The sequence below is a fragment of the Rhodococcoides kyotonense genome (assembly GCF_900188125.1).
Lineage (GTDB): Bacteria > Actinomycetota > Actinomycetes > Mycobacteriales > Mycobacteriaceae > Rhodococcoides > Rhodococcoides kyotonense.
Window position 1 is genome coordinate 1 of record NZ_FZOW01000028.1, and the last position, 16782, is coordinate 16782.

General features: G+C 63.3%; 16 protein-coding genes and 1 riboswitch. Of the genes, 11 read left to right on the forward strand and 5 right to left on the reverse strand.

Going from position 1 to position 16782, the window contains the following annotated elements; all coding sequences use genetic code 11:
- From CHB96_RS27350 to CHB96_RS27395, 10 genes are all read left to right on the forward strand, one after another.
- The coding region (locus CHB96_RS27350) for a biotin/lipoyl-containing protein (protein WP_141136589.1) at window positions 1-915 on the forward strand (915 nt) is incomplete at its 5' end.
- Between the two features lie 123 nt (window positions 916-1038).
- Window positions 1039-1179: riboswitch (cobalamin riboswitch) on the forward strand.
- Between the two features lie 100 nt (window positions 1180-1279).
- A complete protein-coding gene (locus CHB96_RS27355) occupies window positions 1280-2272 on the forward strand; it encodes an ABC transporter substrate-binding protein (protein WP_089252299.1) in 993 nt (330 codons plus the stop codon).
- Window positions 2272-3360: a FecCD family ABC transporter permease gene (locus tag CHB96_RS27360; RefSeq protein ID WP_089252301.1), complete on the forward strand. Its 1089-nt coding sequence runs from the start codon at window positions 2272-2274 to the stop codon at window positions 3358-3360. Before CHB96_RS27355 ends, CHB96_RS27360 begins: the two co-directional genes overlap by 1 nt.
- Complete coding sequence (locus CHB96_RS27365) at window positions 3357-4124, forward strand: ABC transporter ATP-binding protein (RefSeq protein ID WP_089252303.1); 768 nt, start codon at window positions 3357-3359, stop codon at window positions 4122-4124. The genes CHB96_RS27360 and CHB96_RS27365 overlap by 4 nt, the downstream gene beginning before the upstream one ends.
- On the forward strand, window positions 4121-4816 hold the full coding sequence (locus CHB96_RS27370) for a (2Fe-2S)-binding protein (protein ID WP_089252305.1): 696 nt from the start codon (window positions 4121-4123) through the stop codon (window positions 4814-4816). The genes CHB96_RS27365 and CHB96_RS27370 overlap by 4 nt, the downstream gene beginning before the upstream one ends.
- 195 nt (window positions 4817-5011) lie before the next feature.
- Window positions 5012-6853, forward strand: a complete 1842-nt coding sequence (locus CHB96_RS27375; RefSeq protein WP_089252307.1) for an ABC transporter ATP-binding protein — start codon at window positions 5012-5014, stop codon at window positions 6851-6853.
- Entirely contained in the window at window positions 6850-8580 is a 1731-nt protein-coding gene (locus CHB96_RS27380; protein WP_089252309.1) for an ABC transporter ATP-binding protein, read from the forward strand. Before CHB96_RS27375 ends, CHB96_RS27380 begins: the two co-directional genes overlap by 4 nt.
- A complete protein-coding gene (locus tag CHB96_RS27385) occupies window positions 8577-9536 on the forward strand; it encodes an ATP-binding cassette domain-containing protein (RefSeq protein WP_089252310.1) in 960 nt (319 codons plus the stop codon). Before CHB96_RS27380 ends, CHB96_RS27385 begins: the two co-directional genes overlap by 4 nt.
- Window positions 9533-10321 carry an ABC transporter permease gene (locus CHB96_RS27390; protein WP_089252311.1) on the forward strand — a complete coding sequence of 263 codons (789 nt, stop codon included), beginning with the start codon at window positions 9533-9535 and terminating at the stop codon, window positions 10319-10321. Before CHB96_RS27385 ends, CHB96_RS27390 begins: the two co-directional genes overlap by 4 nt.
- Window positions 10318-11106, forward strand: coding sequence for an ABC transporter permease (locus CHB96_RS27395; protein WP_089252313.1), 789 nt, complete (start codon window positions 10318-10320; stop codon window positions 11104-11106). Before CHB96_RS27390 ends, CHB96_RS27395 begins: the two co-directional genes overlap by 4 nt.
- A gap of 1 nt (window position 11107) precedes the next feature.
- Here the strand turns inward: CHB96_RS27395 and CHB96_RS27400 are convergent, their stop codons facing one another.
- Both CHB96_RS27400 and CHB96_RS29880 read right to left on the reverse strand, forming a co-directional pair.
- Window positions 11108-12073 (reverse strand): ABC transporter substrate-binding protein, encoded by a 966-nt coding sequence (locus CHB96_RS27400; RefSeq protein WP_089252363.1) that lies wholly within the window; start codon window positions 12071-12073, stop codon window positions 11108-11110.
- Window positions 12074-12093: 20 nt separating this feature from the next.
- The gene (locus tag CHB96_RS29880; protein WP_089252315.1) at window positions 12094-12897 is read right to left on the reverse strand and encodes an MTB12 C-terminal domain-containing protein; all 804 of its coding nucleotides are present in this window, start codon (window positions 12895-12897) and stop codon (window positions 12094-12096) included.
- A gap of 186 nt (window positions 12898-13083) precedes the next feature.
- Between CHB96_RS29880 and CHB96_RS27410 the strand changes: the two genes are divergently transcribed.
- On the forward strand, window positions 13084-13725 hold the full coding sequence (locus CHB96_RS27410) for a GNAT family N-acetyltransferase (RefSeq protein ID WP_089252317.1): 642 nt from the start codon (window positions 13084-13086) through the stop codon (window positions 13723-13725).
- An 84-nt stretch (window positions 13726-13809) separates the two neighbouring features.
- Here CHB96_RS27410 and mbtN read toward each other — a convergent pair whose 3' ends face one another.
- From mbtN to CHB96_RS27425, 3 genes are read right to left on the reverse strand one after another with little or no spacing between them, the layout of a single operon-like run.
- Complete coding sequence (gene mbtN / locus CHB96_RS27415) at window positions 13810-14955, reverse strand: mycobactin biosynthesis acyl-ACP dehydrogenase MbtN (protein WP_089252319.1); 1146 nt, start codon at window positions 14953-14955, stop codon at window positions 13810-13812.
- Window positions 14952-16526: a long-chain-fatty acid--ACP ligase MbtM gene (gene mbtM / locus CHB96_RS27420; RefSeq protein WP_089252321.1), complete on the reverse strand. Its 1575-nt coding sequence runs from the start codon at window positions 16524-16526 to the stop codon at window positions 14952-14954. The genes mbtN and mbtM overlap by 4 nt, the downstream gene beginning before the upstream one ends.
- Window positions 16523-16762, reverse strand: coding sequence for an acyl carrier protein (locus CHB96_RS27425; protein WP_089252323.1), 240 nt, complete (start codon window positions 16760-16762; stop codon window positions 16523-16525). The genes mbtM and CHB96_RS27425 overlap by 4 nt, the downstream gene beginning before the upstream one ends.
- Window positions 16763-16782: the final 20 nt, after the last annotated feature.

Consider the following 16782-nt stretch of genomic DNA (forward strand, 5'->3'; position numbering starts at 1 on the left):
CTCGAGGTCAACACCCGTCTGCAGGTCGAGCACCCCGTCACCGAGGAAACCTCCGGCATCGACCTCGTGCTGCAGCAGTTCCGCATCGCCAACGGTGAAGAACTCTCCATCACCGAAGACCCCGAACCGCGCGGACACTCCTTCGAGTTCCGCATCAACGGTGAAGACGCCGGCCGCGGGTTCCTGCCCGCACCCGGACCGGTCACCACGTTCATCGCCCCCGAAGGCCCCGGCGTGCGCGTCGACTCCGGTGTCGAATCCGGCAGCGTGATCGGTGGCCAGTTCGACTCCATGCTCGCCAAACTGATCGTCACCGGCGCCACCCGCGACGAAGCCCTCGCACGTTCGCGTCGCGCCTTGGCCGAATTCAAGGTCGAAGGCCTCGCCACAGTCATCCCATTCCACGCTGCCGTGGTCTCCGATCCGGCGTTCATCGGCGACGGCGACTCCTTCGACGTTCACACCCGCTGGATCGAAACCGAATGGGACATCACCGTTGCACCGTTCACCGCAGGCGAAGCCCTCGATGACGACGAGGCGCTGCCCCGTCAGGCCGTGGTCGTCGAGGTCGGTGGGCGACGCGTCGAGGTCTCCCTCCCCGGCCAGTTCTCGATCGGCGGCGGCGCAGCCGCATCCGACGGTGCCGTACGGCGTAAGCCCAAGGCCCGCAAGCGCGGCGGCGCAGGCGCAGGCGCTGCCTCCGGAGACGCCGTCACCGCACCCATGCAGGGCACCGTCGTCAAGGTCGCCGTCGAAGAAGGACAAGAAGTCGCCGAAGGCGACCTCATCGCCGTCCTCGAAGCGATGAAGATGGAAAACCCCGTCAACGCCCACAAAGCAGGCGTCGTCACCGGACTGACCGTCACACCCGGATCCGCCATCACCCAAGGCACCGTCCTCGCAGAACTGAAATGATCACTCCTGCACCATAGTTCGATGAAAGCGTGCGTAGGCAATGGGATTGTCTACGCACGCTGCCTGCATGAATCCACCCGCTCGCGCTCAGGTACCAGGATCCCCGAATGATCGTGGCCTCACAGTTGGTGCATACTGCAGGTCTGCACAAGCAAGCCAGTCGTAGGGGGAAGCCGGTCGAAATCCGGCGCTGACCCGCAACGGTAGGCCACCTCGTTCCTCGAGACGGCGAGCCCGATTACCCGACGACCGGTGTGCGACAACCCATTCGTCGTGGTCTACGAATCGGCAGTCCAGCTCGTGGCCGATTCGCGGACGCGTGCTGACTCTCATTTCGTGGCTCTGAGCTCCAAGTGAGGTTCTCATGTCACGCTCTACCCACACCGCTCGTCTTCTTGCGCTCGGCTCTGCGCTCGCACTCGTGCTCGCCGGTTGTTCTCGCGGCGACACTCTCGACATTGCATCCGACACGGCCGCATTCGACGAGCCCATCTCCATCACCAATTGCGATCTCACCCAACAGTTCGACGCACCACCCCAACGCATCATCTCCATGAACGACCATGTCACCGAAGTCCTCATCGAGATGGGCGTCGCCGATCGCATCGTCGGGATGGGCTACCGCAACGCCACCCCCACCCCCGACACTGCAGAAGCCTTCGCTCGGATCGACGGCCTCGCCGACGAATACCCCACCAAGGAACAAATCCTCGACCTCGACCCGGACCTTGTCGTCGGGGGTATGCGCAGCGCGTTCAACGACAAGGAAGGCCGGTCACGTGACTCGTTCACCGAGGTCGGCATCCCGACGTTCCTGTTCTCCGAATACTGCGGATCCGGATTCCCCGACATCGGAATGCTCGAGAACGACTACACACAACTCGGCGACATACTCAGCGCCGAAGACTCTGCCCGGGGCATCACCGACCGAGTCGTCGCCGAACTGACGGAAACGAACGACGCGCTTGCCGGAGTCACGCCGACGCCGACGTTCTTCTACGACTCCGGCGAAGACGTCCCGACCACGATCGGCGGAGTCGGTGTCGGCCAACTCATCGGCGACTATGCAGGAGCCGCGAACATATTCCCCGAAGGCGAACGCCCCTACCTCGACACCACGTGGGAAATCATCGGCGAACGCGCCCCGCAGGCCGTCGTCGTGCTCGACTACGGCGACACCACCGCCCAGGGCAAGATCGACTTCCTGAAAAGCCAACCGATCATGGCCACCACCCCTGCAGTGCAGCAAGACAACTTCATCGTCGTCCCACTCGACGACTTCTTCGAGAGCCCCCGACTGTTGACCAGCGTCGACACGATCGCCCGCGCACTGCACCCGGACAGGTTCGACTCCTGATGGTCGCCGTTACCGGAAGACCCACGAGGACAACAACACCCGAGCCACCACGACGGTCCGCGATCGGGTTCGGGGCTCTCCTCGTCGCCTTGACCGCAGTGCTGATCCTGGCCATCGCAGCGGCAGTGTCGTTCGGCTCGGTCCGCATTCCCATGGGAGACGTCTGGGCGATCGTCGCCCACCGCATCATGCCCGATGCATTCGAGTCCTGGTGGACCGAAGCTCGAGCAGTGATCGTCGTCGAATCCCGCCTGCCCCGATCGTTGACTGCCGCTGTCGTCGGCGCATCGCTCGCCATTGCAGGCGGCTCCGCTCAGGCAGTCACCCGCAACCCGCTCGCCGATCCATACTTGCTCGGAGTGTCCTCCGGCGCCGGCTTCGGCGTCGTGCTGGTGATGACAATGGGTATCGGCGCGGGAGCGCTCGGTGTGTTCACGATCCCGGCCGCAGCATTCATCGGAGCGATGATCCCGCTCTTCCTCGCCCTGCTCATCGGCGGCCGATATCCACAGTCGACGGCCATCGTTCTCGTCGGCGTGGCCCTGGGCAGCGTGTTCTCCGCGCTGATCACCTTCACGCTGCTCGTCTTCGCCGACGAACACACTCTCGGTGGCGTGTTGCACTGGCTCGCAGGAGGATTCGGTGATGCCCGCTGGGCAACACTCACCTTCCCCACCGTGGCACTGGTGGTCGTCGGCACGCTGTTGTTGCTCAGCGCCCCTCGGATGGACCTACTGAAAACCGGCGACGACGGGGCCGCTGCGCTCGGCTTGAACGTACGACGCTTCCGCGTGATCCAGCTTCTCGCTGTCTCGATGCTGGCCGGTGCAGCCGTATCGGTGGGTGGCGGAATCGGATTCGTCGGCTTACTGGTTCCCCACCTCGCCGGTTACATCGTCGGAACCCGCGCAACTCGACTGTTGCCGGTCGCAGCGCTGCTCGGTGCCGTCGCGTTGGTCTGCGCCGACACCCTCGCCCGGTCGATCGCGCGCAGCACCGAGGTACCCGTCGGTGTCGTCACCGCCCTGATCGGCGCGCCGATCTTCGTGTTCATGCTGTACCGCCAATACGGGAGGACCACAGGATGAGCCTGTCCGTTCACGACGTGACCGTCAGTCTCGGCAAACGAGAAGTACTGCACGGCATAAACTTCGACGTGCGACCCGGCCAGATTCTCGGACTCGTCGGACCCAACGGGTCCGGCAAGACGACCGCACTGCGTTGCTGCTATCGAGCCTTGACACCGACAACGGGAACGGTTCTGGTCGACGCCGTCGACGCTCACACCATGAAACGCGGAGTGCTCGCGCGGACAGTCGGCGTCGGGACTCAGGAACCGGAAGCCTCTGTCGGACTGACGGTCCGAGAATCCGTCGGGCTGGGGCGGGTACCCCACCGCGGCTGGTTCGACCGCCCGAGCGATAGCGACGAACGCATCGTCTCGGAGTGTTTGGCGCGTGTCGATCTGTTGGACCTCGCCGACCGTGACGTCGGCGCATTGTCCGGCGGTGAGCGCCAACGCGTCGCCATCGCTCGGGCGCTGACTGGGCAACCGCGCATCCTGCTGCTCGACGAGCCCACCAACCACCTCGACTTGCGCCACCAACTCGTCGTCATGAACGCCGTCCGAGATCTCGCCGCCGACGGCGTGGCCATCATCGTCACCGTTCATGATCTACGGCTCGCCGTCGAATACTGCACCACGCTGGCTGTACTCGACCGCGGATCCGTAGTCGCCAGTGGACCGACCGTCGAGATTCTCGACGAACGACTCCTGGCCGACGTCTTCGGGATCCGTGCCACCGTGCGCGCACACCCCGCGCTCGGCCTCGACATCCACGGACTCGCATGAGCATCTACTCGCAGACGATCGAGCGGGTGCCGGCGCTCGCGGACTACCTCGACGGCCCCTTCGATCTACCGGCGACGATCATGCTCGACTCGGCCTGGATCCGCGCACGCGTCGACGACACCGGTAGACGTTGGGACTGCGACGACGACCGCGTCAACGCCACACTGTGGTGGTATTCGGCCAGCAGCACACTGGCATTCGTCGCAGTTGCCACGTCGATGGTCACGGGCCGCGCAGCCGACCCAGCCCTGGAGACCTCGACATGCTTTCTGCGTGCGAACGGGTATCTCGGCGGTGTCTGCACCGACCGCATCCTCGACATCGACCATCTGTCGGCCGCCTTCGACAACACCCTCGGCGCCGTCATCGACGTGCTGTCGTCTGCCTCCGGCGTGCGTCGACGCGTCCTCTGGGCAATCACCACCGATTCCATTGCAAATCGTGCTCTCGATGTCGGTGCTGCACTGGACAATCGAGAACTGGGCAGCCGATTCGCCACCGCGGTGATCGAGAGGATGCGAGCGCCCCTCCCGACACCCAGATTCGTCGATGTCGGCGGTCGCCGGTTCACTCGACGCTGCTCCTGCTGTCTACTGTACGAAACCCAGGGGGCGGACAAATGCTCCAGCTGCCCACGACGACCATCGGCAGAGCGGCGGGATCTCCTCGCAGCCGCAGCCCGCAACCCTTGAGTAGAGGGTCGAGTTACCTGCATTTGCACACCGCACAGTGCGCGCCTTCGGTGTCGTCGACGACGTGCTCCTCGTATACGCCGGTACGGTCGAACACCCAATCGGAACGAGGTTAGGCTAACCTCTGGTACTGATGCGAAGATGTCAACCGTCCGGCGGTGCGATCCGCGTGGAGCGACACAGGAGTGAGTCAGCATGACGGGTGGGTCCGAGCCGCTTTCATCCAACGAGGCGGGCAATCGGCTTCCTCGCAGTGTCGCGAAGCGGATCAAGGAAGAAGAAGCGGATGCGCGTCGCGCTATCCTGGCTCCGGTCCGGACACGGTTGAACGCCGCAAGCGTGATCATGGCCTCTGCCGCGGTCTGCGCTGTCGCACCGTTCATCCTGATCGTCGAACTGTGTCGCGAACTGTTGGACGACGACATCGACACCGACCGCGTATGGCTGCTGCTCTTCGCCGCGGTGGGCACCCTCGGCCTTCACATCCTGCTGCAGGCATCGGCTATGACGTTGTCGCACCTCACCGACGCCGGCTTCCAACTGTCCCTCCGCCGAGCGCTCGCGGAGAAGCTCACCCGAGTTCCGCTCGGCTGGTTCGGTTCTCACAGTTCCGGTGAGGTCAAGAGATACCTCCAAGACGATGTGGAGGCGTTGCACTATCTCGTTGCCCACGCGAGACTCGAATTCGTCGGTGCCGTCGTCGTACCCGTCGTGACACTCGCGTACTTGATCGCCGTCGAGTGGCGCCTCGCCCTATTAGTTCTGCTGCCACTGGTCGTCTACGCAATCCTGTTGAGTCGCATGATGGATCAGCCGAGCCGCGATCGGCTTGCGATCTACAATCGTTGGGTTCGTCGAGCTCAGTCCACGACGATCGAGTACATCGACGGAATCCAGGTCGTTCGCGCGTTCGGCCAGGCAGGGAAAGCTCATCGCACGTTCCAGGATTCGATCGATGGTCAGGCAAAGAGCCTGGGACGCTTCAAGACTCCGATGATCACCCTGCAGGCCACGGCCGACATCATCATCTCGCCGGTGTTCGTGATGCTGCTGATCATGATCGGAGGGTTGATCGGCGTCGGACGAGAGTGGTTCGACGCGATCGATATCCTACCGTTTCTCCTGGTCGGCCTCGGCCTGGGAAGTGCTGTAATGGGCCTCGGGTACAGCAGCCAGACTCTTCGAGAAGCGTCGGCAGCTGCGAAACGACTGCACGAGATACAGCAGGAACCCGAACTGCCCAGCACCGTCACACCCTCCGGGGCAGTGGCGGACGGAACCGTCCGATTCGATTCGGTCACGTTCGGTTACCGTTCCGACCGCATGGTGTTGCACGACATAACATTCGAGCTCCGACCAGGGACCATCACCGCACTCGTCGGGCCGTCCGGGTCCGGCAAGTCGACGCTGGCTGCGTTGCTGCCGAGGTTCTACGACGTCGGCGCCGGACGAATCACCATAGGCGGACAGGATATTCGTGAGGTCGACTCCGAGGAGCTCTACCGAACCGTTGGCTTCGTCTTCCAGGATGTCCGTTTGATCGCAGGCACTGTGCGCGAGAACCTGCTCCTTGCGCGTCCCGACGCAGATTCGACCGCGCTGGAGAACGCCGCACGCGCGGCCCACATTCACGAACGAATCGTCGCTCTCCCCAGAGGGTACGACTCCGAGATCGGTGTGGACGCACTGTTGTCCGGCGGGGAGGCACAACGGCTGTCCATCGCGCGAACCCTGCTTGCCGACACGCCCGTCCTCGTTCTCGACGAAGCAACCGCGTTCGCCGATCCGGAATCGGAAGCAGCGGTGCAGGATGCACTTGCCACCCTCGTCGCGGGACGCACCGTGCTGGTGATCGCACACCGTCTGGGCACCATCACCGGCGTCGACCAGATCCTGGTACTCGACAACGGATCGATCGTCGAACGCGGAGCACACGGGGACCTCAGGAACGCGGGTGGTCTGTATCAGACGCTGTGGGAAATCGACGAAGCTGCGCTCGGTGCCATGTCCGCGACCGCAATCGAGGAGAACCGATGATCGACAAAGCCTTCCGACTGGTACCCGACGAGCTCAACTCCCTCACGCCGAGGCTCGTCGGCGTCACGATCGCTCAGGCATCGACACAGGCAGCCGCGTACTGTCTGCTCGTACCGCTGTTGGAAGCACTGTTCGACGACGACATCAGCAGGGCATGGCTCTGGGCAGCAGTCATGACTGTCACCGTCGCGGTGTTGGGGGTGTTCACATTCCTGCAGGCAACACTCGGCCTGCGCATCGCGATCGGAATGCAGCTCGGTCTCCAAACCAGGCTCGGTGACCACCTCAATGCGCTCCCTCTCGGATGGTTCGAATCCCGCAGTACTGCAGCACTGTCACGGGTCGTGGTCGACAACGTCCGTGAAATCCAAGGTGCCGTAGCCTATTTGACCGCAAAGTTGATCACGAGCGTCGTCGTACCGGTCGGCGTTGCGGTCGGCATGCTGTTCGTCGACTGGCGGATCTCGGTGTCCATGCTCGTCGCCGCACCGGTGCTGTTCGCCGTCAACAGGTTGGGCAACCGCGCCTACCTCACAGCTGACCGACGAACGCATGCCGCAGCAGCCGAGGCCGATACACGAGTCGTCGAATTCGCTCAGGCACAACCGGTCCTGCGCGCATTCGGCGCCGTGGGTCACGGCAACCGAGCGCTCGACTCCGCACTGCACGCTCAAAAGACGGCCGCGACCCGCAACGTATTCTCGGCAGTCACCGGTGTCATCGTGTTCGGACTCGTCGTTCAGGTGGTGTTCCTGGCATTGACGTACGTCGTCGTTGGACAGGTAACCGGGGGTACGGTCTCCGCTGCCGCCGCGGTCGCCCTGATCGCAGTGAGCGCGCGGTTCATCGAGCCGGTGAATCAGGCCGCCCAGCTCGCGGGCGCACTGCGCTCTGCTTCGTCCTCTGTCGATCGCGCTACCGAGCTGCTCGCCGAACCCGTTCTGCCCGAATTCGATTCATCGGTTAACCCGGGCCCACCAGCTGTCACGTTCGACGCCGTCTCGTTCGGATACGATGCCGACTCCCCCGTGCTGTCGGACGTCGAGTTCACCGTCCCTGCAGGCACCACCACCGCTGTCGTCGGCCCCAGCGGTGCGGGCAAGACAACCCTGCTCCGGCTTGTCGCGCGTTACGCCGACGTCGGTTCGGGATCGATCTCGGTCGGCGGACACGACGTCCGTCGGCAACCGTCGGCGACGTTGTTGGATCAGTTGTCCCTGGTCTTTCAGAACGTATATCTCTTCGATCGCTCGATCGCCGAGAACATTCGCATCGGACGACCCGACGCATCGGACGACGACGTCAGGACAGTGGGCGCGGTGGCTCGGGTCGACGAGATCGTCGAGCGACTCCCCGACGGCTACGACAGCCCTGTCGGAGAAGGAGGCACGACGCTGTCCGGCGGAGAGCGTCAACGAGTCGCGATTGCCCGAGCGCTGCTGAAGGACGCCCCGATCGTTCTTCTCGACGAAGCAACGAGCGCTTTGGACCCGCACAGCGAGGCAGTCGTCGTCCGAGGAATCCACGAACTGACCCGCGACAAGACCGTACTCGTCGTCGCACACCGATTGGCGACCGTCGTACACGCGGATCAGATCCTGTTCCTCGACGGCGGCCGCATCGTCGAACGGGGGACTCACGACGAGCTTCTCGCCCGAGGCGGCCGATACGCGGGGTTCTGGAATGAGCGCTCACGTTCCGCCGGATGGAGATTGGAGGTTTCATGACCGACGAAGGAAGCAACGACCGCGAAGTCATTGTCCACGTAGAGGGGCTGACGAAATCGTTCGGTGAGGTGAAAGCGCTCCAGGGCGTCGACCTCACAGTGCGGCAAGGACGAATTCTCGGCCTGTTGGGCCCCAACGGGGCAGGCAAGACCACCACGATCAATGTGCTGACGACGCTCGTACGTCCCGACGGGGGCACTGCACGCGTCGACGGCATCGATGTGCTGACAGACCCCGGCGCCGTACGTTCACGCATCGGGCTCACAGGGCAGTTCGCTGCTTTGGACGACAACCTGACTGCCCGCGAGAATCTAGTGTTGTTCGGCCGCTTGCTGAAGCTGGGCAGTGGGCGCGCCCGCGCGCGGGCAGACGAACTATTGCGTCAGTTCGCGCTCACAGATGCCGCGGACCGGCGAAGCGGAACGTTCTCCGGCGGGATGAAGCGCCGGCTCGATCTTGCGGCGTCGATGGTCGGCAGCCCGAAGGTCCTGTTCCTCGACGAACCGACCACCGGCCTCGATCCGCGCAGTCGTAACGCGTTGTGGGACATCGTGCGAGAGCTCAAAGCGTCCGGAATGACGATCGTGTTGACGACACAGTATCTCGCGGAGGCCGACGAACTGGCCGACGAGATCGTCGTCATCGATCACGGCAAGGTCATCGCTTCCGGCACGTCGTCCGAGCTGAAGGCGCGGATCGGAGGCAGTTCGGTTCGGGTGCGGGTGCACGACGAATTCGACCGCGCGCGAACGGTGTTGGAGACGCGCTGGACCGTCACCGGCACGGACGACGATTCCCTCGGAATCCCTGCAGCCGGCTCGGACACACTCGTCGAAGTGGTGCGTCTGTTGGACGAGAACGCCATCACCGTCGCCGAAATCGGTTTCCAGGAACCGAGTCTCGACGACGTCTTCCTCTCGCTGACCGGTTCGACGCGCGCGGACGTGTCCGCATGAGCACCATTTCGCCCGATGTCGGTTCCTCGATTGTCGGGGACACGCTGTGGCTTGCGGGCCGTCACCTACGGTTGATGTCCCGTCGACCCGCATCGATAGTCGGCGCGCTGGTTCTTCCGCTGATATTCACGCTGCTGTTCTACGCGGTCTTCCGGATTCCGATGGAACGGCTCGGCATCGACTACGCGCAGTATCTGCTTCCCGCCGTGGTCATTCAGGCGATGTTCTTCAGCGCCATGTCTGCGTCGGTGTGGGCGGCCGAAGACGCGTCGGGCGGTATGGTGAATCGCTTGCGATCGATGCCGGTCGCGCGGACCGCCCCGGTGCTGTCGCTGCTGGTCGGAGAACTGGTGCGCTCCCTGATGAGCATCGTCGTTCTACTACTGGCCGGATATGCTCTCGGCTTTCGATTCGAGAACGGCGTCGGCACGGCAGTGTTGTTCTTCGTTCTGGCCCTGACTTTCGGTGCCGCAACATCGTTGCTGTACTTGGCAATCGGTTACGCGATCGCCAAGGCCGACACCGCTCAGTCGGTCGGCGGTCTGCTCTACTACCCACTGTTGCTGCTGTCCAACTGCTTCGTGCCGACGAGCGCGTATCCGGATTGGCTCGAACCGGTGGTAGAGCAGCAACCTGTCACCCGCGTCGCCGACGGGCTTCGCGCCCTGTCGACGGCCGGCACCGCCGGTGCGACGAGCACTGTTCTCATCGCGTTCGTATGGTGTGCAGCGCTGATCGTCGTCGGCGGTTGGGCAGGATCGCAGGCATTCGGGAGGATCCGATGACCACTGACCGAGCACCACAGCCGAGCCTGGTACTCGACACCGTCTTGATGACTCGACGCGCCTTCACGTTGATGCGTCGGTCTCCCACGACGCCGATGGCTGCCATCGGGTTCCCGGTCATCCTGATGCTGTTCCTCAGTGTCAGCTTCGCCGACGTCGTCATGCCCGGAGCTGGATTCTCCGAATACGTGGACTACAGCACACCACTGTTCATCGCGATGGGGATCACCTTCGCGACCCTCGGAACCGCCATCGACGCACACACCGACCGGGTCTCCGGCTTCCAGATCCGCATGAAGACGCTTCCGGTCTCACCGATCGCCCCGTTCGCAGGCCGCGCGATAGCGGATCTGGTTCGCAACATGATGACGGCCCTCGTCGTCACCGCTGTTGCTTTCACTCTCGGCTTCCGATTCGGTCCCGACGCAGGGTTCGGCGACATCATCGGATTTCTGACGTTTCCGCTCGTCTACGGGTTCGGTCTCGCGTGGTTCATGCTGGCGGTGGCCGAATGGATGAGTTCCGCGGAAGCCGTCAATGCCGCTCTCAGCGCTGTGCTGCTCGTCTTTTCGTTTCTGTCGACGGGTTTCGTGAAGCTCGAGGATCTCCCAGGTTGGGCGAAGCCTGTAGCCGAGGCCAACCCGATCTCGAAAATCGTCGAAGTCATGCGTGGATTCGCCTCCGGTACAGCGGATTCCAACGCCGTGTTCGGCGCGAGTGCATGGGCAGTCGGCATGACCGTGGTCTTCGGATCGATCCTGCTTCTGATGTCTCGACGCCGATGATCTACCCGGCCGCTGCCGCCGCGAGCGCAGGCCTCATCTTGTCGAACACGTACGGAATCGATGTCGGCGACGGTTCGTTGATCGCCGTGATGTCGGTCTGCGACAACAGCGATACCGCACCGCTTCTCACAGCATCGAGATTCGCGTAGCTCGGTAGACCGACCAGGCGCTCCTCGAGTTCGGGGGTGCTCGCGCTCATGACGAGAAGGTCGGAGTTCAGCAGCGGTACGTTTTCGACGCTGATGGGGAACCGAGGTTGTCCGGTCTTCGCAGTCTCGTCGGCAAGAGCCGGCGCCACCACGAGACCGAGCGTCGAGAACAATTGCGCGGCACCGTCGGTCGCGCTGCCGAATGCCTGAATCTGATCGGGTCCGTACATGAAGGCGAAAGAATAGCTCTTGCCTGCGAGCCCGGGATACTCGGCAGCGAGGTCCGCGACGTCGGTGTTCACGTCGTCGACGATCGACTGCCCTTTCGCCGGCTCGTGCAGAATGACGCCCATCAGCGTGACCATGTCCTCCCACGGGTCGATCTGCTCACCGCTGATCTTGTCGATGGTAGGCGCGATCTCGGAGAGCTTGTCGAATTGCGATGCCTGCGCTGCGAATCCGGGAGCAACGATCAAATCAGGCTGCAATGCCGCGATCTGCTCGACCAGATCGCCGTTCGGGTCGATCGCCGTCGACTCCGACAACTCAGCTCCGAACCACGGCGCAGTGTCTCCGGTGGCGGTCTCCAACGCGTCGTAGTAGCCGACCGGCGTGATCCCATAGGAGAGTGCGACGTCGGTCCACTGCCCTCCCAGGGTGACGATGCGTTCCGGGGTTCCGTCGATCGTCACCTGTCTACCGTCGGGCAGCGTGATCATCACGGGTGCGGCCGCAGGTGCATCGGAGACGGACGAGCATGCCCCGAGGAGTACGGCTGCACACGTCAGTACAGCGGTGGTAATTGCCTTGTGTCGCATGGATTCGATTCCCGTTCGACTCAGACCGAGCACGGCAGCATGGCGTACGACGCGATGCCGCACACGCTGGCGTTGGAGAGCTTCCACTTGTCACCGGCCCAGATCCACGTCAGCTGCTGCGATCTCGTGCCGCTTCCCGCCAACGACATCACCAGAGTGGCACTCATGCTCTGACCGTCGACCTCCACCGGACCGGACATGGAGTAGGTGAAGGCACCACCCGCGACGTTGATGAACGCTGCGACAGCATCGACGCTGGACAACGCCGCTTCACCGCCTTCGATCTCGTCCCCACGGGCGAAACGATCACCGCCGACGTTCATGATCGTATTCACCTTCGTGTTGAGCTGTTCGGGACTGAGCGCCGCAGGAGCAACCAGCGGCGCGTCCGCTGTCTCCTCGGGCGCCTGAGTCTGCGCAGGTGCCTGCTGCGTCGCGGTGGAACCGGATCCTACGCCGGCTCCCCCTCCGCTCGGCGCCACCTGTTCGACAGGAGCCGACGCAGCCGTCGACGCCGCAGGCGCAGGCGCTGCTGCGGGTGCCGGGGCTGCTGCGGGTGCTGGGGCTGCTTGAGCTGCTGTCGCGGCCTGAGGGGCCAAGTTGACGACGGTCGGTTGGGCTGCAGTCGTCGTGTCGACTCGATTGCCGTAGACGACAACGATTCCGACGACGCCGATGGCGACGACAAGCGCCGCTACGATGGCCGAAATCCCAGCCGACGCAAGGATGGTGGGAACGTCGAGTTCTCGCTTGGCGCGATGAACCTCGCTCTGTCCAGAGGTGTCGCCTGCGTCTCTCGTGCTGGCGTCGTGCGTGCTCGACATCTGCTGTCCGTCTCTCTGTCCTGGCATCCGCTGCGATCCGGCGAATGCGCATAGTAGCCACGAGGGCATAGCGAAGGCTACCCTTGCTTCGGCACGCATGGTACCCGAAGCCCGCTTCGTCTCGACGATGTCCGATTTCGGCCTCTGCCAGCACATTCCCGTACCCAAGCAAGGACTGCGACTACCGTGACCGAGACCTTTCCCGTCCTCGCCCGCGAACTGCACGACATCGCCGACGACGTTCGTGCCGTTCCCGCTCCCCCGATCCCTGCCGTTCCCGAGCCGTATGCGATCAGGGTTGCCGAGACGACGATCTCGTCGCCGGACGCACCGGACACCGAGATGATCACCGAGTGGATGAATCGACCGCATCTGGCCGAAGCCTGGGAGTACGACTGGCCGCTGGAACGCTGGCATGCCCACCTGCAGGCTCAGCTCGACGGGCAGTACTCGCGACCATTGATCGGTTCGTTCAAGGGCAAGGACATCGGCTACCTCGAGATCTATCGGGCGGCAAAGGACCAGATCGCCGGTGTGTATCCGTCGGACTCCTACGACATCGGAATGCACGCCGCCATAGCCGACTCGAGCGTCGTCAACAAAGGTTTCGGTGCGCTTCTGTTGCCCAAGATCATCAAGAGTGTGTTCGACCTGGACCCGAATTGCCGCCGCATCGTCTTCGAACCCGACTACCGCAACACGGCCATGCGGAGGCTGTCCGAATACGCAGGCGGCGTCTTCCTCGGTGAGCACGACATGCGCGCCGACCGTCGCATCGCACTGTTCGTCGTTCCCCGCACACCCGGAGATCTACCCGACATGTCCTGAGAGTGCGCTCCGACATCACTTGAATGGTCCATTCATGTTGTCTGTCAACATGAATGGGCCATTCAAGCACTCTTGCCATGCGGCTCAACTGATCGTTCGCGCCAGTCGCTCGTATCCGTCGTAGTCGGGCTTCATGGCGTTGGCGACGAGTTCCCACAGCACCTCGTCGGTTCCGCCGCCGACCCGTGCGAGTTTCATATCCCTCCACCAACGGCCGAGCGGCGTCTCGTCGGACAGGAAGCCGGATCCACCGAAGATGTGCATGCACTCGCTCATCACTTCTTCTCCGAGCCGGGCAGCGGAAACCTTCAACGCCGCAGCGGTTCGAAGGTCGACCTTGCCTTCGGCCGCAACACCGTTCAATGCATAGCGCAGGATGTCCACGCGCGCCCCAAGATCGGCAACCCTGAACCGCAGCGCCTGATGATCGAACAGACACTGGCCGAACTGCGTTCGATTCTTCATGCGAGCCACCGTGATTCCGAGAACATGAGTGCACGATCCCGCGACCTGTCCCGCGATCGACAATCGCTCGTGAGCAAGTCCCCAACTCACGGCTGCCAGTCCTGTGCCAGACCGCGCAATGAGGTTGTCCGCGGGCACCCACGTGTCGATCTCGACGGCCGCCGTGTCCAGCGGCCCCGCGCTGACCTTGCGGTACGGCGGTTCGATCGTCACCTGCGTCGTCGGAACGAGGATCAACACGACGTTGCCGTGGCGACTGGCTGCGTCGTGGTCGACACTGCGAGCAACGACGAGGATGTGGTCGGCGATGGGCGAGAGCGAGACGAACTTCTTTCGCCCCCGGACACGGTACCCGTCCCCTTCGGTGGCGACCTCGGTTTCGACGATCTGAAGGTCGGATCCGCCCGACGATTCCGATGCAGCCAAGCAAAGGACGGCCTCACCTCGAATCGCCTGATCAGCAACCGATTTCAGATGATCCGACTTACCGAAGCGCCGGAGGATCGCAATGGCGGAATCGTGCAGGCTCACACCGACGCTGATTCCTGCCGAACCGAGTTCGCCCAACCGGTAAGCGAGTTCGAACAACTTCGGCACGTCCGGTGTTGCGCCCTGCGCCCACTTCGCCTCGAAGACGCCCTGTTCACCGAGACGTTCGAGCAATTTACGTGGAAATCGTTCGCTGACTTCTGCTTCCGCCGTCCACCCGCGGACTTCGTCGTCGAATACCTTCGCCAACAACTCGCGATAGTCGTCGTCGTTCATGCCAGAGCACCTGTTTCGACGAGCCTCTTCACTTCGAGGCGCCGCAGTTTGCCCGACGTCGTACGAGGGAGGGTTCCGGCCTCGACGAGCACCACGTCGCCTGGCACGATCCCACACGACGACGCGACGGCGCCGATGACGCCACTGCGTGCCGACTCCTTGTCCGATCCACGGTATTCCGCGACCATCACCAGACCGGGTCGGGCCGTGTTCTCACGCGCCATGGCGACGACGCCACCACTTCGGACACCCTCGACCTGTGCTGCGGCTCGCTCGATCTCGACCGGGAACAGGTTCCGCCCCGCCACGATGACCAATTCCTTGGCACGACCACAGATGACCAGACAGCCGTCGACCAGGTAACCGAGATCGCCTGTCTTGAACCATTCGCCGTCGGCGAGCGCGTCCTGACCGAGGTACCCGGACATCATCGACGTTCCCCGCACTTCGATCTCACCGACGTCTCGGCCGACTATCACCGGTGTCTCCACTGCAGCCTCGGCTATACGAACTTCCATACCGTCGATGGGACGTCCGAGCACGGCGTACCGCCGCGGCGAGCCATCGACCTCCGCGTCGTCGTACCGTGCTCCGTCGCCTGCAGCAGGCATCGTGATCGCACAGGTCGATTCGGCCATGCCGTACGCGGGCGCGGCGGCCGCAGGGTCGAAACCGAATCGCGCTGTCTGCTGGAGGAAAACGTCGAAAGCTTTGGGGTCGATGGGTTCTCCCCCACTGATCGCTACGCGAATCGACGACAAATCGGCGTCGTGCAGGAACTTCCCGTACCGACCCACTATGTCGTACGCGAAATTCGGTGCAGCAGTGATGGTGGCGCGAGATTCGGTCAACCAGTCCAGCCACTTGAACGGCGCGGCCGCGAAGGCGGAGTTGGAGACGATCCACGTCGACATTCCGCTCACCATGTTCGCGGTGAGGAACGCAAGTCCCATGTCGTGGTACAGAGGAAGCCAGGTGAAGCCGATGTCGGTCCTGCCGTCGACACTCAGTCGTTGCAGAAGTCCTCGTGCATTGGCCAGAACGGCGGCAGCAGACAGCACCGCGGTCCGTGGTTCCCCTGTAGATCCTGCTGTCCCCTGGAGAATCGCAGGCGATGTGATCGCCGGCGACGCCTCGAATACTTCCGCGCCCGTAGCGAACTCCGACGCCTCGACCACGTTCAGCAAACTCGACACGGTTGCGAGACTCTCGCGCTGATCACCGCTACCCAGGACGGTTCGCACACCCATGGATTCGTATCGTGCGACGGTCGCTTCGGCCCATCGGGCGGTGTCGGCGCCGCGAACCGGACCGGGCAAGATCGTGACCGACGTTCCGGCCAACCATGCGCCCTGAATTGCTGCGATCAGATCGAATCCCGGATCGCCGATCAGGCCGACCGGCGACGGATTCTTCGAGATTTCGCGCGCGATCTTTTCTGCACGGGCATGTACATCCTTCCACGGATACCGGCGCCACTCCTTCGTGCCGGACTCGAAAACGACCAGCTCCCCGGTCGATTCGGTCATCGATGTCGAGATCGCGGCGGCAAGCACGCTCGACTGGCTCATCGGCGTTTCGCCAAGACTGCGTCTTCGAGATCTGCAACGGTGTTGCAGTTCATCAATTCCTCTTCCGACAGAGCGACACCGAGTTTCTCCTCGATGGCCACCATGCCTACTGCGAAACCGACAGAGTCGAGGCCGACCTCGTCGATCAGATGAGAGTTGCGGTGTATGCGGGAGGTGTCGATCTGCAGCTCCTCACGGAGGATCGCTTCCAGCTCAGGATTGATCGTGTCGGACATAGGAACACTCCATTCTCGAA